17 protein-coding genes are annotated in these 18,383 nt (G+C 40.8%); 1 reads left to right on the top strand and 16 read right to left on the bottom strand.

Translation table 11 applies throughout. The features are described from left to right. Positions 1 to 13 precede the first annotated feature (13 nt). The 9 genes from pcaF to SOI81_RS07975 form a co-directional block, all read right to left on the bottom strand. The gene (pcaF, locus tag SOI81_RS08015; protein ID WP_239977156.1) at positions 14 to 1,222 is read right to left on the bottom strand and encodes a 3-oxoadipyl-CoA thiolase; all 1,209 of its coding nucleotides are present in this window, start codon (positions 1,220 to 1,222) and stop codon (positions 14 to 16) included. 468 nt (positions 1,223 to 1,690) lie between these two features. Continuing rightward, on the bottom strand, positions 1,691 to 2,344 hold the full coding sequence (locus SOI81_RS08010; protein WP_239977154.1) for a 3-oxoacid CoA-transferase subunit B: 654 nt from the start codon (positions 2,342 to 2,344) through the stop codon (positions 1,691 to 1,693). An 18-nt stretch (positions 2,345 to 2,362) separates the two neighbouring features. Next, entirely contained in the window at positions 2,363 to 3,034 is a 672-nt protein-coding gene (locus SOI81_RS08005) for a 3-oxoacid CoA-transferase subunit A (RefSeq protein ID WP_163118584.1), read from the bottom strand. A 78-nt stretch (positions 3,035 to 3,112) separates the two neighbouring features. Next, positions 3,113 to 4,045 carry an alpha/beta fold hydrolase gene (locus SOI81_RS08000; RefSeq protein ID WP_239975854.1) on the bottom strand — a complete coding sequence of 311 codons (933 nt, stop codon included), beginning with the start codon at positions 4,043 to 4,045 and terminating at the stop codon, positions 3,113 to 3,115. A gap of 116 nt (positions 4,046 to 4,161) precedes the next feature. Next, positions 4,162 to 4,935, bottom strand: coding sequence for a substrate-binding domain-containing protein (locus SOI81_RS07995; protein ID WP_239975855.1), 774 nt, complete (start codon positions 4,933 to 4,935; stop codon positions 4,162 to 4,164). 61 nt (positions 4,936 to 4,996) lie between these two features. After that, a complete protein-coding gene (locus tag SOI81_RS07990; protein WP_239975856.1) occupies positions 4,997 to 5,836 on the bottom strand; it encodes an amidohydrolase family protein in 840 nt (279 codons plus the stop codon). 79 nt (positions 5,837 to 5,915) lie between these two features. Continuing rightward, positions 5,916 to 6,734 carry an SDR family NAD(P)-dependent oxidoreductase gene (locus tag SOI81_RS07985; protein ID WP_239975857.1) on the bottom strand — a complete coding sequence of 273 codons (819 nt, stop codon included), beginning with the start codon at positions 6,732 to 6,734 and terminating at the stop codon, positions 5,916 to 5,918. Position 6,735: 1 nt separating this feature from the next. Further along, entirely contained in the window at positions 6,736 to 7,299 is a 564-nt protein-coding gene (locus tag SOI81_RS07980) for a carboxymuconolactone decarboxylase family protein (protein WP_239975858.1), read from the bottom strand. A 30-nt stretch (positions 7,300 to 7,329) separates the two neighbouring features. Further along, positions 7,330 to 8,652, bottom strand: a complete 1,323-nt coding sequence (locus SOI81_RS07975; RefSeq protein ID WP_239975859.1) for a cation:dicarboxylate symporter family transporter — start codon at positions 8,650 to 8,652, stop codon at positions 7,330 to 7,332. Positions 8,653 to 9,067: 415 nt separating this feature from the next. Between SOI81_RS07975 and SOI81_RS07970 the strand changes: the two genes are divergently transcribed. Continuing rightward, a complete protein-coding gene (locus tag SOI81_RS07970) occupies positions 9,068 to 9,979 on the top strand; it encodes a LysR family transcriptional regulator (protein ID WP_239975860.1) in 912 nt (303 codons plus the stop codon). Positions 9,980 to 10,098: 119 nt separating this feature from the next. Here SOI81_RS07970 and SOI81_RS07965 read toward each other — a convergent pair whose 3' ends face one another. From SOI81_RS07965 to SOI81_RS07935, 7 genes are all read right to left on the bottom strand, one after another. Next, complete coding sequence (locus tag SOI81_RS07965; RefSeq protein ID WP_320541523.1) at positions 10,099 to 10,983, bottom strand: bile acid:sodium symporter family protein; 885 nt, start codon at positions 10,981 to 10,983, stop codon at positions 10,099 to 10,101. A gap of 75 nt (positions 10,984 to 11,058) precedes the next feature. Next, positions 11,059 to 12,699 carry an AMP-binding protein gene (locus SOI81_RS07960; protein ID WP_320541522.1) on the bottom strand — a complete coding sequence of 547 codons (1,641 nt, stop codon included), beginning with the start codon at positions 12,697 to 12,699 and terminating at the stop codon, positions 11,059 to 11,061. A 137-nt stretch (positions 12,700 to 12,836) separates the two neighbouring features. Further along, positions 12,837 to 14,210, bottom strand: coding sequence for a long-chain fatty acid transporter (gene fadL / locus SOI81_RS07955; RefSeq protein ID WP_320541521.1), 1,374 nt, complete (start codon positions 14,208 to 14,210; stop codon positions 12,837 to 12,839). A 157-nt stretch (positions 14,211 to 14,367) separates the two neighbouring features. Beyond that, positions 14,368 to 16,191, bottom strand: coding sequence for an acyl-CoA dehydrogenase (locus tag SOI81_RS07950; RefSeq protein ID WP_239975863.1), 1,824 nt, complete (start codon positions 16,189 to 16,191; stop codon positions 14,368 to 14,370). 9 nt (positions 16,192 to 16,200) lie between these two features. Continuing rightward, on the bottom strand, positions 16,201 to 16,662 hold the full coding sequence (gene nodN / locus SOI81_RS07945; RefSeq protein WP_239975864.1) for a MaoC family dehydratase: 462 nt from the start codon (positions 16,660 to 16,662) through the stop codon (positions 16,201 to 16,203). Between the two features lie 2 nt (positions 16,663 to 16,664). Beyond that, positions 16,665 to 17,576 carry an SDR family NAD(P)-dependent oxidoreductase gene (locus SOI81_RS07940; RefSeq protein ID WP_239975865.1) on the bottom strand — a complete coding sequence of 304 codons (912 nt, stop codon included), beginning with the start codon at positions 17,574 to 17,576 and terminating at the stop codon, positions 16,665 to 16,667. A 44-nt stretch (positions 17,577 to 17,620) separates the two neighbouring features. Then, entirely contained in the window at positions 17,621 to 18,376 is a 756-nt protein-coding gene (locus tag SOI81_RS07935) for an SDR family NAD(P)-dependent oxidoreductase (RefSeq protein ID WP_239975866.1), read from the bottom strand. Positions 18,377 to 18,383: the final 7 nt, after the last annotated feature.

Raw genomic sequence — 18,383 nt, 5'->3', positions numbered from 1 at the left:
TCATTTTTTCCTTTTAAATAACACGTTCAATAATCAAAGCAATCCCTTGACCAACACCAATACACATTGAACACAAGCCATAACGACCACCTGTTTGCTCAAGCTGGTTTAAGGCTGTGGTCACGAGGCGTGCACCTGATGCACCAAGCGGATGACCCAATGCAATCGCACCGCCGTTTGGATTTACCTTGTCAGAATCATCTGGCAAACCTAAATCACGGGTCACTGCCAAAGCCTGTGCAGCAAAGGCTTCATTCAGCTCAATTACATCCATCTGCTCTAAAGTCAGGTTGGCTTGTTTAAGTAATTTTTTAATTGCAGGTGCCGGAGCAAAGCCCATAATACGTGGTTCTACACCGACCGCTGTTGAAGCAATGATCTTGGCACGTGGTTTGAGGTTATAAGTTTGAACAGCTTCATCAGAAGCAATCAGCAGAGCTGCTGCACCATCGTTAATGCCTGAAGCATTCCCCGCCGTAACTGTACCGTCTGCTTTCACAACAGGCTTAAGCTTGCTTAAACCTTCAAGCGTGGTCGATGCACGTGGGTGCTCATCGGTATCAATCACAACAGCATCACCCTTACGCTGAGGGATTTCAACTGCCACGATTTCTTTAGAAAAAAAGCCTTTGGCTTGCGCGCTTGCGGTGCGTTGTTGGCTCACCAAGGCAAACTGGTCCTGATCTGCACGATTGACGTTAAACTGTTCAGCCACGTTTTCGGCAGTCTGGGGCATGGTATCTACACCATACAATTCTTTAAGTTTTGGGTTGATGAAACGCCAGCCCATGGTGGTGTCTTCAATCTTCTGGCTTCGGCCAAAAGCACTATCTGACTTGCCCATCACATAGGGTGCACGGCTCATGCTTTCCACACCACCTGCAATCACCAAGTTCGCTTCACCCGCTTTAATGGCACGGGCCGCAATGGCAATGGCATCGAGTGAGGAACCACACAAACGATTAATAGTCGTTGCCGGCACTTGATACGGTAAACCTGCAAGGAGAGCTGACATACGGCCGACATTACGGTTATCTTCACCGGCTTGGTTAGCACAACCGTAGATCACATCATCGACCTGTTCCCAATCTACATTCGGGTTACGCTGCATGAGTGCTTTAATCGGCACAGCACCAAGGTCATCGGCACGGACAGGTGCAAGACCACCGGCATAACGGCCGAATGGGGTACGGATGGCATCGATGATATAAGCGTTTTTCATTCTTACATTTCCATTTTGAAATCTGTTGCTGTCATTGCTACATCGTTAGACTTTCCAGCATTTGCTGGTGCTGATCATAGTTACAAAATTCGAAGTAATCATGACGGAGTCTTATTGTATTGAGTCAAATGCCAGTAGCTAATTCTTGTCACTTTTTTGAAAAAGTAACCAAAAACCTTTGTTGAACAGAGGAGGCTTCCATGCCTCCCTGTTCAACGGGCGACATCCATGTCGCCTGTCACAATAGCGAATTACGGTGAAAACCAAATTAATAAGTAAGAACCGTATTCAATGAGTTCCATTCAGTGTTTCGCGTTGGTGACATGGATGTCGCCTCGTTGCTCAGCACAACAGGGATTGTTGTGTCTGAGTAACAAAGGATTTTTGTTACTTTTTATCCTTAAAAAGTAAGGTATTACTTATACAAAAAATTTTGGCTTTAACTCGTCATCTGAAGTTATGTAAACCTTACCCTTGAGTGGCATCAATCAAAGTTGCACCCGTTAAAGCCTGTAACTCTTCAAAGCTGAGACCTTCCACTTTCTCAAGCACCTTTAAACCATCATTGGTCACGTCAATCACACAAAGATCCGTATAAATACGATCAACACACTGTTTACCCGTAACTGGATAAGTGAGCTCAGCGACAATCTTCGGCTCACCTTGCTTGGTTACATAGTCTGTAGTGATAAAGACTTTCTTGGCACCTACAGCTAAATCCATCGCACCTCCCACGGCAGGAATTGCGTCCGGTGCACCGGTGTGCCAGTTGGCCAAGTCACCATTGGCTGCAACCTGAAATGCGCCAAGCACGGCAATATCAAGGTGACCTCCACGCATCATGGCAAATGAGTCACCATGATGAAAAAAGCTGCCGCCCTCAAGCATGGTCACAAACTCTTTGCCCGCATTAATCAGTTCAGGGTCTTCTTCACCTGCCGCTGGCGGTGGGCCAAATGCCAACAGGCCATTTTCAGAATGAAGAAAAATATCTTTGTCGTTAGGTAGGTAGCTTGCAATCTTGGTCGGTAAACCAATGCCTAAGTTCACATAGGCGCCATCTGGAATATCTTGTGCCACACGCTTTGCAATCTGGTCACGGCTGAGTTTCTGGTAGCTCATGTTATTTCTCCTTATTGCTTACTGTGCGGGTGCGACTTGTACAACGTGCTGTACAAAGATACCTGGGGTGATGATGTGTTCCGGGTCTAATCCACCCAGTTCTACAACCTCAGAAACCTGAGCAATGGTGACATCAGCAGCCATCGCCATGATCGGACCAAAGTTACGTGCTGATTTACGGTAAACCAGATTGCCCCAGCGGTCGCCCTTGTAAGCCTTAATCAAGGCAAAGTCCGCCTTGATCGGATATTCAAGTACATAATCTTTCCCATCAATCTCACGGGTTTCTTTGCCTTCAGCTAAAAGTGTTCCAAAGCCTGTTGGGGTAAACACAGCCCCAAGCCCCATACCTGCTGCCTGAATACGACAAGCCAGATTACCTTGCGGCACCACTTCAAGTTCGACCTTTCCAGCACGGTACAACTCATCAAACACATAAGAGTCTGCCTGACGTGGGAAAGAACAAATCACTTTTTTAACTGAACCGGCTTTAAGCAGTTTCGCCAGACCGTAATCACCGTTACCGGCATTGTTGCTGACAATAGTTAAATCTTTAACACCCAGTTCAATCAGTCCGTCAATGAGTTCAGCGGGTTGTCCTGCGGTACCAAAACCACCAATCAGAATGGTTGCACCATCTTTAATCTGCGATAGTGCCTCGCTTAGTGAGGACTTACTTTTGTCAATCATGTGAGAAACCTTAGAGCTATAATGCATAGGAATGAGTAAAGTCGAACGCTCAATAACGTTCGACTCTTTAAGAAAAGACTATGATTTTTTAGCGAATTGTTGTTTAGCAAATTTACCAATCGCCTCAGCTAAAGCCTTTGGTTGCTCTGGAACTAAGGCATGACCTGCGTTTTTAATTTCTACAATAGTCACTCGGTCACCTAAAGCACCTTTTAAAACACCTCTTAAAGGTTTAGGTGCAACTGTGTCATATTCTGGTTGAATATCTAAAATAGGTGCTTTACCAGCAGCAAAGTAATCATCTACAGGCGTGTTATTACGCGCATAACCTTGTGCATCGTGTGCTTCGTGGTGCCAGCCAGTTAACCATACGCGTGGGTCATTCATTGGTGCAAAGAACGCACGTTTTAAATATTCGATACGCTTAGCTTCTGGAAGCTCTTCATTTCCAGCGTTATCAATCGCCTCACGTATTTCAGGACCGATTGGTTTACCTTTATATCCTTCTGGCACTTTACCAGCCGAAGCACCTGCTAATACCACCCCTTTAACCAGATCTGGACGCTGTGTTGCAACCATACGGGTTGGGAAATTGCCCCATGCATGGCCGACTACAATTGCAGGACCAGCTTTAAAATGTTCAATTACTGCAGCAACGTCGTTTCCATAGTCTTGAATATGCAATTTTTCCATTGGTCCACGGCTTAAACCAATTCCACGAACTTCCGGTCGAATGACTCTAAAGCCCTGTTTAACCAAATCTTGGGCAACCACATCATAGTCACGTACAGAACGTCCTAGTGACGACATAATCACAATAGTAGGCCCCTTACCTTGTACATAGGCTTGAATAGAGACATCACCATACTTCACCATCTCATAAGGCACACTGCTGACCTTAGAAGTGGCAGTTGTATGGGCCGCTGGTGAGATATTTGTTTGTTTTGCTTCCGTAACCGTTGCTGTGGCTAATAATATTGCTGTAGATAAAATAGCTAAGGTTTTGTTCATCTTAATCAACTCCATGTTTTAGATGATTGTGGTTTAAAAATTAAATAAATAGATTTAAGTCATTAGACTCAACGATGTCGCCAAAATTACAGTGAAGTATTTTTCATGCCGATTTTTCACTGACCCAGTGGTTCCAAACCACTTTTAGTCAAAATACTTGCTGCTTGTTTAGTTTTTAAAAACTGTACAAATTGAGCTGCGATTTCAGGATGTTCAGCTTTTTTGGCAATGACTGAGGAAAATTTACTAACGTATTGCAAGCTTTCAGGTAAAGGTGCGACAAAGGTAATTCCTTTAGTATGTTTAAGTTCACTAATCTGTTGCATTCCTACATCGGCTTGGCGTTCTACTAAAACTTCTCCAACCAGTTTTTTACCTGGTACTTCAAGCCCTTTTTTTTGCATTTCTTGTTCAATATTTAGTTTTTTGAATAAGGTTGAGCGAATATAGACACCGCTTGCACCTTGAGAGTAGGCAACTTTTTGGGCTGACAATAAGGCTGCCTTTAGGTCTGCTTCATTTTTTAACGGCGGTACTTTAGTTCCTCTACTCACTGCCAAACCAATTTTTGAATTTGCCAATTCAGTACGACTAGTTAAGTCAAAATTTTGACTTAACTCATTAGATTTAAGTGCATCATCCAAAATAATTGCCAAGTCCATTTTTTCATTATTTTTAATCCGCATTGGTAATGATTCAGGAGACTTTCCAGCTGATGGTCCCCATTCAATATGAACCGTATTTCCGGTTAATTTCTCATACATCGGAATCAGGGTGTCCATTGCACCATGAAAAGAACCAGAAGCAATAATATTTAATTGCGCTGCATGCGCTGGTATGACCATAGCAATTGATAAGCCCATTCCTGAGACTAATTTTTTTAAACTCATTTTTACTTCCTTTTAAGTGAAGAAGTATTCACTCAATGAATACTTCATTGGTTTTAGAACTTTAATTTTCTTTGAAATATAAATTTCGAGGATTATCGACAAATACGGCTTGTTTTAATTCGGGCGTATCGAGTGCTTTTAATGCAAACTGTAAAAGCTCATCATCATTAGGAACCTCACCTTTAATATTTGGATGAGGCCAATCTGTTCCCCATACCACTCGGTTTGGAGCAAGCTTGATTAACTTTTGAACCCAATTCAGTGAAGCCTCCCAAGTGTTGGCAGGCTGACCATTCATTGCACGATCAATTCCGGAAATTTTTAGCCAATGCTTCGGATTCGACATGACTTGTTGCAGTTTATGAAAAGTGTTTTCTGCATCTTGTGAATCGAGTAAATTAGGTCGCGCCATGTGATCAATCACAATATCGACATCTATGTCTTGCCAAGCTTCAATCGCAGGTAGGATATCTTCAATTTTGCCGTGTATCTGAATATGCAATCCAAGCTTTGCAACTCGCTCAACCAAGCTACGTAGTGCTTGCGGATCACGACTTCCAGGCAAATGCCCCATCATGTTAAAGCGAATACCACAAATACCACCGTGCTTTAATTCAATGAGCTGTTGATCAGAAATATCGTGATCTACTAAAGCCACACCCCGATAATTAAAGTTACTTTGTTCAATCGCATCTAAAATGATGGCGTTATCTGAACCGTAGGCAACGGCTTGAACAAAAACACCGTGTTCAATTCCTAAACTTTTGTGCAACTCAAGCATTTGTTGAAAGGTTGCTGGTTCAGGGTGATATGCAGCGTCTTTAGGTAACGGAAAGCGATCAAAAGGCCCATATATATGAAAATGGCAATCCCATGAACCTCTTGGCAAATTAAATGACATAGTACTTCCTAAACAAATCTTATTAGGTTTAACAAATATTCCATGCAGCTCACATATTTGGAGTTACTCGGAATTCACCTTAATCACAGCGTGCAGTCATTCCGCCATCGACCACAATTTCTGTTCCGGTAACAAAACGTGCTTCATCACTTGCAAGAAACAAAGCAGCAAACGCTGTATCACGGCCATCTCCCATAAAGCCTGCGGGAATTCGTTTTAAACGACTTTCAAGCAATTGATCCACATCACCGCCTGTACGTTGCCCTGCTAAACGGACCTCAACCATTGGCGTATGTAATTGACCCGGCAAGATAGTGTTTACACGTATTCCTTTAGGGGCATATTCGACAGCAGTCACTTTTGATAATTGAATAATTGCGGCTTTACTTGCGGCATAGGCAACTTGCGGGGAACCTGTAAAACGAATTCCAGAAGTTGAAGCCGTATTTACAATCGAACCACCGCCTTGTTGCTCCATATAGGGAATGGCATGTTTACAAGTTAAAAAGACACTTTTTAAATTTAAGTCGAGCTGTTTGTTCCAAGCCTCTTCTGATAGAGCGACAGCACCACCAGCAGCAGAACCACCAACGTTATTCACTAAAATATCTACGCGTCCATATTTCTCTACGCAGGCTTCAACCATGGCTTTGACTGACTGACTGTCAGTCACATCACACGCAAAAGGTGTCACGTCACCATCAAAGTTTTGAATACGATTTAAAGTCTCTTGCATTGCATCAATCGAACGATCTACGGCAAAAATTTTTGCTCCTGCTTTTGCAAAGAGTACTGCCGCTGCACGACCATTTCCCCAACCCGGACCCACACAACCTGCACCCGTAATGATTGCAACTTTGTCTTGCAAACGTCCTTGAGGATTAATTTCATCAAACATATTAAATTCCTGCTTTTGGAGTTGGTAATTCAGGAGCTATACCTGCTGGTGGTGGAACTTCAAATACATTAATCGTCATGGAAATCAGGGTGTAATAACCTGCTATTGCAACTAAATCGATTAATGTATCTGCCCCAAGTAGTTGCTCTATATCTCTATAGGTCTGCTCAGATACCCTTTTAGTTTCATGAAGCTCACAAATAAACTGATAGATTAATTGTTCATCTTTATGAATAAACGCAGGTTGCTCACCTAAACGAATTGCTTCAATGACGTCTGTACTTAGGCCAGCCTCAATTGCATAAGGTTTATGAGCAGCCCATTCATATTCAGCAAGCCAGTGTCTACCCATCAATAAAATGGCTAACTCACTCAAACGCGGCTCTAAACAGCTGTCGTAGCGACAATATTGGCCAAGACTTTGTGCTAAGTTGGCTAACTTTGGATGATGCAACCAGATCGCTAAAGGACCTCGCACACCTTTACGTGGACCGCTTGCAATTGCATCGAATACAACTTGTTGTTCAGCAGTTAAATGTTCTGGGTCGATAGCTTTTAAACGCATGTCTATTCTCGATATAAGAAGTTGAGATAATTAATGAGATTTATCTAAAACTTGACTTGAGTGATTTGAATCAGAGGCTAACGGCGTCTCTACCAAAGAATCTTTAGCTCGTAGCAAACTACGCTTAGGTTTTTTCCCTGTTTGTTTTTCAAAGGCATCTGCATCGAAAGCATTTTCCCAACGAGCGACTGCATAAACCGCAAGCGTATTTCCAATAATGTTGGTAATTGCCATGATGGTTGCCATAATCCGGTCAACACCAAACAACAGTCCCAAACCACCTAAAGGTAAAGTTTTTACAGACTGTAAAGTCGCCGCCAACTTAATAAAGGCGCCTCCAGCGACAGTAGTGCCACCTTTCGAGGTAAAGCTTAAAATTGCTAATAGAACCAGTTGATCGATTAAACTCAAAGGTGTATCAGTTGCTTGAGCAATAAAGCCCACAGCGATCGCCATATATAAAGCTGTGCCATCTAAATTGAAGCTATAACCTGTAGGTAAGACAAACCCGACAACCGCTTCGTCACAACCCGTTTTTTTGAGTTTTTCAATCAGTTTAGGAAAGGCAACTTCACCAGAAGCTGTACCGAATACCAAAAGTATTTCGTCACGAATTACTTTTAAAACAGTAAGGAAAGGTAGACCAATAATCCACGTCACAGCACCAAGAGCAAATACGATAAAGAAGAAGCAAGCTGTATAGAAAACACCAATTAACTTCATTAAATAAATTAGTGTTTCACCGCCGTAACTACCAATTGCAGCCGACATCGCCCCAAATGCACCGAGTGGCGCAAGCTTCATAATAAAACCCAGCATCTTGAACAAGATGGTTTGCGCTTCATCAATTCCCTTAACAATGACAGAGTCTGGGCCACAGCATAAATTGATAGCCATACCCGCTAAAATTGAAACAACCAATACTTGTAATACGTTTCCAGTCGCAAAAGCGTCTACGATGGTATGCGGAATCATATTTAAGAAGAAATCAACCGCGGAAAGTGTTGCTGAACCCTTTGCTGCATCAGGTTCGGCTAAGTCAGTTGCATGAAGGCCTAAACCAGGTTGCAACACATTGACAAACACAAAACCAATCAGCATTGCTACGGTTGTTAATACTTCAAAATAAATAAGTGACTTAATACCCAAACGGCCCAGTTTTTTCATATCTTTAATATGAGTTAAACCATGAACTAAGGTAAGAAAAATCAAAGGAGCTAAAAGCATTTTTAGTAAAGCAATAAATGCTTGACCTAATGGCTTCATTGCCTTTGCCCATTCGGGGGAAACTAAACCCAAAATAATGGCAGCAATAATTGCAATAATTACCTGCACATGTAGTTTTTTTAACATGTCGAATTCCTATATCGAAACTTTAAAATGCTTGTGCTTAAACACATCCCTGCATTTTTTGGCAAACGAATCCCCTATAAACAACATTCATATGTGTTTAGATTTACATTTATCAGAGGGTTCAATTGTCTAGAGTGTTTAACTCATCGAAAAGCTAGATTTAAAATATAATCTGTCATAGAATCAGTCCTTAATCATATTTTTCCAAATAAACCTGATCAATCCTATTTGCTAGACCAGTTTAAGAATCAACAATGATATCAATAACTTTTCACTAAAAATTGATATCGCTTGATAAAACATCACGTAAAATAAGAAGCTTATTTCTCCTTCCTTATAAGTTCCGTTCCTTACGTCTGAATTCATTGTTATATAATCACCATCTTTATGGAATAGGATTTAGGCACTATCAGATATGAATGAAATTAATATCGCACAAATCGACTTAAATCTATTAAAGTGCTTTGAAGTCTTATATGAAGAACAGAATGCTTCACGTGCAGCTGAGCGTTTAGGAATTACTCAATCTGCTGTCAGTGCCTCCTTAAGACGACTTAGAGATATTTACCAAGATCCACTTTTTCAGCGGACTGGCCGTGGTCTTGCACCCACCACCAAGGCTCATGCTTTAAAGCCCTTAGTGAGCAATGCTTTAAATATTTTTAGGGAAACCTTGTTGTCCCTACCCAATAATGACAATACCTTGCAACAAAGAATTATCACGATTGGCATGTCTGATGATTTTGAAATTGCATTTGCACAAGAAATTATCGAACAAGTTAAATTAAAATTTCCACACTACAGAATCGTAATTAAACAAACCTACACGCATATCATTGCCGAAATGTTGGTCAAGCATAATGTTGATATTGGAGTGACATCTGGTGGAATCTACTATCATTCTTTGTATCGAGAATTAATGGTATTAGGTGATTATTCTTGTTTGGTAACACATCCCGAAGATGCAATTGAACTAAGTCTGGATAAGTTTTTAAGTTTTGAACATTTACTCATTTCAAATACTGGGCAAATTGGGATTGTTGACGAACATTTAACGAAATTAAATAAAACCAGACGGATTTTTGCTTCTACTTCTCATTTTGCAGCTATTCCGTGGTTATTAAAAAATAAAGGAACGGTTTGTACTCTTCCCACCCACGCCGCAAGAAAGATTTCTGAAATTGTACCTGCCCTGATTTATACAAAATGTCCAATTTCGATACCGACCTACCCCATGGTTCTTTCATGTAGAAAAACATCGCTTAAAGACAAAGCAATTTTGGATGTACAAGAAGTCATTAGAACAGTTATTAATAAGTATAAATAGACTTGTATATTAAAGAGATAACATGAAACTTAAACAAGTTCTATAAAACTATTAATAGAACCAAAAAAGGAGGTTTTAACCTCCTTTTAATTGAAAATTAAAGAAACCTTTTAGTTCATTTAAGTCGTTGTTGAGAGCTGCGAAATATCTTTCTTTTCCAAGCGATTTAACAATGAACCAAAGCTTGCTGCAACAATGTACATAAATAATGAATACACCGCTGCTGGCATGGCAGCCATATTGCTTTCCATTACCGTAAAAGCAATGGTCATAGCTAAAGTACTGTTATGAATTCCGATTTCGAACGCACAAGCCTTTGCCTGAAAGCTATTTACACCGAATAATCGTGGAACAAAATAGCCCACCATTAAACTACATACACAGAACAGCAAAGTTGCTAACCCAATTTGCCCAAGATACGTCATCAGATTTTGGTAATCCCGCACAACTGCTAATATGATAATTGTTACTAGAAAAACAATAGCAAAAACACGTACAGGTCTATTGAGCTTTTCAGCTATATGGGGTGAAAAATGGCGGATTAACATTCCAATACCGACAGGTATTAAAATAATAAGGAAAACTTGTATGATTTTAGAGAATTGCAATCCTACATTTTGTCCATTTTCCATAAAATGTTGTATTGCAAAGTTCACAATTAATGGAAGTGTAAATGCAGCAATTACCGAATTTATAGCGGTTAAAGTAATATTTAAAGCAATATCGCCTTTATAGAGATAACTAAATAAATTAGCAGTTGGTCCACCTGGTGATGCAGAAAGTAGCATTAAACCCACGGCGAGCATGGGTGGTAAAGCAAGAATCTTACAAATAATAAAAGCAATACTGACTAAAATAACCAGTTGGCAAAATAATGCGATAAAGACTGCTTTTGGATGTTGGCGCACACGTTTAAAGTCATTTATAGTCAACTCCAGCCCCAAACCAGCCATAATAATTGCAAGTGCAATAGGTAAAAATACGATAATTAATCCTGAACCCATAATCTCATTCCTTTTCCATTTATTTATAGGCATTCCAGCCCATGAATATTTATGTTTTTAATTAAAAAATTCTGACTAAACCTTTAGTTCTTTTCTTAAAATTTTACCCACATTTGACTTAGGTAGTTCATTGATAAATTGGATATGACGGGGTTGTTTATATCCTGTCAGGTTTTCTTTTGCATAGTTTTGGATTTCTTCAACCGATAAAGAAGCGTCTTTTTTAACAATAAAAGCTTTCGGTACTTCACCCGATTTTTCATCGGCAATACCAACCACGGCGACTTCTAAAATTTTTGGATGCTGAGCCAAAACTTCTTCAATTTCATTTGGAAAAACATTAAAGCCTGAAACTAAAATCATATCTTTCTTACGATCAATAATTTTGGTATAGCCTTTTTCATTCATGAAACCAATATCGCCTGTTCTAAAGAAACCATCATCAGTCATGACTGCTTTAGTTTCTTCTGGCAAATTCCAATAACCTTTCATGACTTGCGGACCGCGGATTGCAATTTCTCCATTTTCACCGGGCGGTAATGGATTGCCTTCATCATCCAAAATAGCGATATCTGTACTTGGCACAGGAATACCAATCGTGCCACTAAAACAATTAGAAATCGGCGGGTTAAATGTCGCAACAGGAGAGGTTTCTGATAAGCCATATCCCTCACGGATAATACGCCCTGTCAGTTTTTCCCATCCATCGGCGGTAGATTTCAAAATTGCCATACCGCCGCCTGTAGTAATCTCCAAACGACTATGGTCCAATTTATTAAAGCCTTCATGATTAAGCAGTGCATTAAATAAAGTATTTACGGCAGGAAAAACGGTAGGACGGTACTTTTCAAAACAATGCACGAGAGCATCTAAATCACGTGGGTTCGGAACTAAAACAGTGGTATAACCTTTATTTATTGCGCTGTGCAGTAAACAGACTGTAAAACCAAAAATATGATAAAGTGGTAAAGCACAGATTGCGATTTCATCTTCAAAAGCATCTCTGTCACCAAAGTAGCTTTTAAAAATCACATTATTTTGTAATAAATTGGCGACAATATTTTTATGGGTTAGTTCTGCACCTTTTGATACACCTGTTGTCCCACCTGTGTATTGCAAAAGTGCAGTATCCTCAAGAATAAGTTTGGGGCGGATATAATCTTGGGCATTTACTGTCAACAAGATTTGCTTAAAATCGTAGTATTTTGAATCTGATGTGTCTAACCTTGGAGCGGGTTCATCTAACATTTCTGTCATAGTTGTAGTGATAATCTGTTCAACCGCCACTTGTTCTTTGACAGCCTCATAAATAGGTACGAACTGTTCCAATATAAACAAGACTTTTGCGCCTGCATCGTTTAATTGATGCTTTAATTCACGCGCCGTATATAGTGGATTAATATTGACCAGAATATACCCTGCACGAATCACGGCAAGCGAAATAACTGGGTATTGAATAATATTGGGCATCATTATGGCAACACATGTACCCTTTTCTAAACCCAAACCTTGCAAGAACGTTGCTATTTTTCGGCTGTATAAGTCGATTTCCGCATAAGTAAAAAATTTATCGGCAAATACAAAAGCATTTCTTTTCTGAAACTTATTAAAACTGTTGTCCCAAAAATCGAGAAGTGAAGTTTGTTCATCCGGCAATGTAATCGTACTTTCTATATTCCATTGCTTATATTCATCTAACCAAATTTGATTTTTCATCTTATTGTCCTTTTATGAGAGGGAGAAATGGAACTGTTCCTACTCCACTTTTTATATTTTCTTTAATCTCTTAATCTGCTTACTCTCGTACAGAAATAAACTGTTTATATAGCTAAGCGATCCATCAAATAGTTGAATTAAAATTTATAACCAATTTTCAAACCGTAACCGATTGAATAGTTATTTTTATATTCACCCACATAATATTCACTGCCTGCCTGAGCACCAAGCTGACCTTGGGCATTACCTAGCCATAGGTACTTCATTCCACCTGAAATAAAGTATTTTGAAGTTGGACTATATTGCGCACCAAGACCAACACTGTAATAACCTTTAGCTGGCCCACCTGTGGACACGCGCTCACCTGCTCCCGAGTCCCAACCTACAGAAACTGAACCTGTCCATTTATCACTTAGACGTTGTCCAATCCCAAGATTAGCAGACCATTGATCGTCATAATAACGAACTAAATTAAAGCCATTTGGACGACTTGGCGTTGATAAAACACCAACAACTTCTGAAATTTCACCAAAACGATACGGTTTAAACTCAAAATCATTCCAGTGAACCCAGCGCACGTTACCAAACAATAAAGTGCCTTTGCGTAGCCCAGTCTGAAACTCCAAATTTACTGACTCTGGTGCTCTAAATTTAGTTGGACCTGACGTTCCTGCTGAAGGTAAGCCTGCAATAATATGATTAAGTGCTTCTTTACGTGATTCAGTGAGTTGTCCTATAGAAACCATATAGGCTAAATGCTGATCAAGAAAATCACGGCCTTGTTGTGTACTCAACATATCAACCAGTGGCGCATTTTCATTGGCAGTCACTTCATGCATAATTTCTGAACGATAGGTCAACGAGGCTTTAATGGCTTTTTCGGGAATTTGATAACCAAATCCTGCCAACCATCCCCAATCTCCAACTTCTTTGGCATTAAAGTCATAGCCATTATATAAACTGAAAACTTGGCCTCTTAAATTGACGTTACTTTTAAATGTCTGATAAACAGGACCTGCATAAAAATTCCAGTTTTTATCAGGTTGGTAACCAAAAATCAGACTAAAATTTTGCATAACAAAATTCGATTTGGTGTTTCCTGTTACGACTTGTCCCCCTGTCTGTTGAGCAAGCGTTCCAGTAGTTATGCCTGGTACTAAAACCGTATCACTCGGCTTAGCAACAAAGCTGTTATTTCCATAATATTCAGAGTCGGAAGTAAATGGCTGATCGTAAAGAAAACCAAATGAGAACTGAGGTGCTAACTGTAATTTCAGAGCCGCACTTGGGCGATAATCAGAGTTTGCAATATCAGAAATACTATTACGCGTGGGGTTGGTACCTGCTTCTTGTCCTTCTAACGAAGTGTCTGAAACAGATAAACTTGCCTCAAAATAATTACCAGGTTGTAGAAATGCAGAAATGGATTGTCCTGTCCGATCAAATGCTGCTGCATAGAGTGGGCTCGTACAAAATGAAGCCATGACCATGAGTAATGTTTTCTTTTTCATCTTTTAATCCGTCCTAGATTTTTATTTTTACTTATTGGGGCGCTCTTATACTGAACGCCCGAATTTTGTTTTTACATGATGATTGTTATTAGGCAATTTCTATAAAATTAGGTTCTACTCCTGCTCATTTAATGGGTTGTCTAAGGAATGGTTCTTACTAGAACCATTCTTCCGGCATATTGAGTGGTGTCGTCTCTACCGGATCAAGTACAGCTAGCCAACTCATAATTTTTGGCATTTCCCAACCAAAGAAATAATCACAAGCTGCAAGTTTCCCGTGCAGAAAATCAAGGTCTGTCGAGTTTGGCAGAAGCTTATGAACGACTACCGCCTGGTCAAGCCATAACCATCCCACAACAAGATGTCCAAAAGCTTCCAGATAATTAGCTGCATTTGCCAATTGGAGTTCCACATCGGTTAGGGCATGTAATTTCTCTGTTATATTTCGGATGAGTTGCCACTTTTGAGCTAATTGATCCGCATGTTCTTTTAAAGAAGGCTCTGCTTTAGCTTGTTCAATCGTATTAATGATTTTTTCATGTAATAGCTTCATCGATAGCCCCTGATTAAGACGAGTTTTCCGTCCTAATAAATCGAGTGCCTGAATGCCAAATGTTCCTTCATGAATTGGATTAAGTCGATTGTCCCGATAAAACTGTTCAACATTATATTCACGGGTATAACCATATCCGCCATGAACTTGAATCGCTAAATCATTGGCGACTAGTCCCCATTCAGAAGACCAGCTTTTCACCACTGGTGTTAATAAATCAAGTAATTGATGGGTTTGATTGCCTTGCTCTGCATCTTCAAGCGAGTGAATATCATCGGTTAATCGGGCTGCATATAGACAGAGTGCCAACGCGCCTGAGACATACGCTTTTTGCGCCAAGAGCATACGGCGAACATCGGCATGTTGAATAAGTGGAATCTGTGGCGAACTTGGATTACGTTCGCTACGAGAGCGCCCTTGTACTCGAGTTTTTGCATAATCTAAGGCATGCAAATAACCTGTATACCCCAATGCGGCCGCACCCAGACCAACTGAAATTCGGGCCTCATTCATCATATGGAACATATAGGCCAGCCCTTTACCGGCTTCGCCAACCAACTCACCAATTGCGCCAGCTTCTCCTTCAGGTGTGTAACGACCTTCACCAAAATTCAGCACACAGTTGACCGTTCCCCGATAACCCATCTTGTGGTTAATTCCAGCTAATACCACATCATTACGTTCACTTGGCTGTCCATTTTCATCGAGTAATTTGCGCGGTACGGTAAACAGAGAAATGCCTTGCACACCTGCTGGTAATTGTCCATTTTCATCTGGAATTTTTGCCAAAACCAAATGAACAATATTGTCAGAGATATCGTGCTCACCGCCTGAAATCCACATTTTGTTGCCGAACAAACGATAACGACCATCTTCTGTTTTAATAGCACGTGTCCGAATATCAGCAAGACTTGAACCAGCTTGTGGTTCAGACAAACACATCGTTCCGAAGCATTTTCCTTCTATCATGGCATTGACATAGGGTCTAACTTTTTCAGGCTCACCATGCGCCATCAATAAATTTGCATTACCAATGGTTAAAAAAGCATAGCCTGCTGTCCCTGAATTGGCACCGAGTAGATAGGCCATACCAGCCCGCTCAATGGTATTAGGTAAGCTCATGCCATTCCAATCTGACGGAAACGCTGCACTCATCAAACCCGCCTCAGCAAATGCCTTAAGTGCAACCCCGACTTCAGGATTAACAGTGACACGTTCACCATCAAAAACAGGTTCGTTACTGTCATTTTTTTTATTATGTGGAGCAAATAAATCGGTTGCTAGGGCCTCGTAAACGTTTAAAACAGACGTATATTCAAAACGGTCCTGTCCTGCAAAAGAATTGCGTTGGCTGAGTTCTTCGACTTTTAGCCAATCGAATAGCAAAAAATCTACATCACGACGAGAGAGAATTAATTCATTGCTCATGGGTTATTCCTATACATTTACAAGTGTAAGCCACTCTGTCACGAGTGCTGGTTTTGCTTCGTCTTCGATTTCAATCGTGACTTCCATGATCAATTGATAACTTCCCTTATTTTTTTGGGAAACATTTTTTAAGTGAAAATGTCCACGCACTCTCTTACCACTATGCACAGGACTAATAAAACGCAAATTATTGATCCCATAATTCACCCCAGATTTCTGCCCCTGTACAGTCGGCAAGACCTGAGCGGCCATCGCTGAAAGTAAAGAGAGTGTTAAAAAACCATGGGCAATCGTGCCACCAAAAGGTGTCTGACGAGCTGCTTCTTCATCCACATGAATAAATTGATGATCTTGTGTGACATCCGCAAAGGTATTAATCATGCTTTGATCAATGGTCATCCATTGCGAGCTACCTAATGCTTGGCCTTGCAATTCAACCAGTTGGTCGATGCTTAATGTATTTTTTGTCAAAATTATTCTCCTGCCATTAATGAAGCTTTTTTCAGCTCAAGCTCACCCTGAGCGCCTCCTCTGACAGGCACAAACTCATCTGTTCGGTCTGAAACATCAGTTAAACGTTGTGCTAAAACATGCGGAACTTGTTCATCCGTACCTAAATAAATTCCTTGCGTAAGAGTAATGTGGGCAGCTTCAAAACTACCTGCGCCAGCACAAAGAATCATACGTGTAGGTGCATCTTCGCTAACCAAAGTCGCGATTGCAGGACTGACCGCACTTGGAGCAAGCGCTTTAAGGGCTTCTTCGGGCAATAATCCTTCAAGCATACGAGTGGCAGCTGTTGGCGCTAAACAATTCACCCGAACATTAGATTTTTCACCCTCTAAAGCCAGTGTCTGCATGAGTCCAACCAATGCCATTTTTGCAGCACTATAGTTCGATTGTCCAAAATTGCCATATAACCCAGAAGATGAAGTCGTCATAACAATACGACCATATTTTTGTTCGCGCATGATATCCCATACCGCTTTTGTACAATTGACTGCCCCCATTAAATGGACATCAATCACGGTACGGAAGTCGTCTAAGGACATTTTGCTAAAGGTTTTATCACGGAGAATGCCTGCATTATTGACCAAAATATCCACCCGTCCCCAGCGGGCAATGGTTTGCTCTACCATCTGTTGAACTTGCTCAATATCCGTAACTGAAGCACCGTTTGCAATTGCTTCACCACCGGCTGCAATAATTTCGTCTACAACTTTTTGGGCTGCCATGGTTGAGCCGCCTTTACCGTTTACATCACTACCCAGATCATTCACGACCACTTTTGCACCCAAACGAGCGAGTAACAGCGCATGTTCCCGCCCTAGACCAGCGCCTGCACCTGTAACAATAGCCACTCGATTGTTTAAATTAATTGTCATGATTTTTTCCTAAATAAATGAATAAGATGTATTTAATAAATGTTTTAATAAGCTGTCACGCCGCCATCAATTGCAATAGCTTGACCTGTGAGATATGAGTTTTCTTTGGCACACATCATCAGCATCATTGCCACCACTTCGCTTGGATGGCCAAGACGCTTCATTGGCGAAGCCTGCGCTAAAAAGTCTTGTTTCTCTTTGAGTTCACTGTCGACCACCATCGGGGTGGTTGTATAAAATGGACAAATTGCATTAACTCGAATGCCTTTATTTGCATATTCAATCGCTGCTGTTTTGGTTAATCCCACCACAGCATGCTTTGCCGCAGCATAGGCAGCCAATTTGGGAGCCGCGCCTAAACCTGCAACAGAAGCAACATTGAGAATAATGCCACCATCTTGTTGCAACATCTGACGAATTTGATGCTTCATTCCAAAGAACACACCTTTGGCATTGACGGCAAAACTCAAATCCAGATCTGCTTCATCGGTATCAATAAAGCTTTTCATAGGCGGACTCATACCTGCATTATTGATCCCGACATCGATTCTACCAAACTGAGTAACTGCACTTTGCACCAAAGCCTGTACATCTGCTTCACAGCTGACATCACACACTTGCGCAACCACCTCCACTCCTGCTTGGCGTAGCGGTTCAACTACAGTATTTAACCCTTCAATATTCAAGTCACCCAACACTAATTTTGCGCCATACTTTGCCAGTTGCTCTGCCAGCAATGCTCCAAATCCACTCGCCGCACCTGTGATTAAGACCACTTGACCTGAATAATGTTTGTACATTGCTATT

Source organism: Acinetobacter pittii, from assembly GCF_034067285.1.
Classification (GTDB): Bacteria; Pseudomonadota; Gammaproteobacteria; order Pseudomonadales; family Moraxellaceae; genus Acinetobacter; species Acinetobacter pittii_E.
The sequence above is the reverse complement of the archived record's forward strand: the minus strand, read 5'-3'. Positions and strand labels throughout refer to the sequence as shown.

Excerpts from the sequence above, each read along its gene's own strand:
- SOI81_RS07980 (WP_239975858.1), bottom strand. The coding sequence starts at position 7,299 with ATGCGTTTAAAAGCTATCGACCCAGAACATTTAACTGCTGAACAACAA.
- SOI81_RS07940 (WP_239975865.1), bottom strand. The coding sequence starts at position 17,576 with ATGACAATTAATTTAAACAATCGAGTGGCTATTGTTACAGGTGCAGGC.
- SOI81_RS07995 (WP_239975855.1), bottom strand. The coding sequence starts at position 4,935 with ATGAGTTTAAAAAAATTAGTCTCAGGAATGGGCTTATCAATTGCTATG.
- SOI81_RS07950 (WP_239975863.1), bottom strand. The coding sequence starts at position 16,191 with ATGAGCAATGAATTAATTCTCTCTCGTCGTGATGTAGATTTTTTGCTA.
- fadL (WP_320541521.1), bottom strand. The coding sequence starts at position 14,210 with ATGAAAAAGAAAACATTACTCATGGTCATGGCTTCATTTTGTACGAGC.
- SOI81_RS07960 (WP_320541522.1), bottom strand. The coding sequence starts at position 12,699 with ATGAAAAATCAAATTTGGTTAGATGAATATAAGCAATGGAATATAGAA.
- SOI81_RS08000 (WP_239975854.1), bottom strand. The coding sequence starts at position 4,045 with ATGAACAAAACCTTAGCTATTTTATCTACAGCAATATTATTAGCCACA.
- SOI81_RS07935 (WP_239975866.1), bottom strand. The coding sequence starts at position 18,376 with ATGTACAAACATTATTCAGGTCAAGTGGTCTTAATCACAGGTGCGGCG.
- SOI81_RS08010 (WP_239977154.1), bottom strand. The coding sequence starts at position 2,344 with ATGAGCTACCAGAAACTCAGCCGTGACCAGATTGCAAAGCGTGTGGCA.
- SOI81_RS08005 (WP_163118584.1), bottom strand. The coding sequence starts at position 3,034 with ATGATTGACAAAAGTAAGTCCTCACTAAGCGAGGCACTATCGCAGATT.
- SOI81_RS07970 (WP_239975860.1), top strand. The coding sequence starts at position 9,068 with ATGAATGAAATTAATATCGCACAAATCGACTTAAATCTATTAAAGTGC.
- SOI81_RS07990 (WP_239975856.1), bottom strand. The coding sequence starts at position 5,836 with ATGTCATTTAATTTGCCAAGAGGTTCATGGGATTGCCATTTTCATATA.
- pcaF (WP_239977156.1), bottom strand. The coding sequence starts at position 1,222 with ATGAAAAACGCTTATATCATCGATGCCATCCGTACCCCATTCGGCCGT.
- SOI81_RS07985 (WP_239975857.1), bottom strand. The coding sequence starts at position 6,734 with ATGTTTGATGAAATTAATCCTCAAGGACGTTTGCAAGACAAAGTTGCA.
- SOI81_RS07975 (WP_239975859.1), bottom strand. The coding sequence starts at position 8,652 with ATGTTAAAAAAACTACATGTGCAGGTAATTATTGCAATTATTGCTGCC.
- SOI81_RS07965 (WP_320541523.1), bottom strand. The coding sequence starts at position 10,983 with ATGGGTTCAGGATTAATTATCGTATTTTTACCTATTGCACTTGCAATT.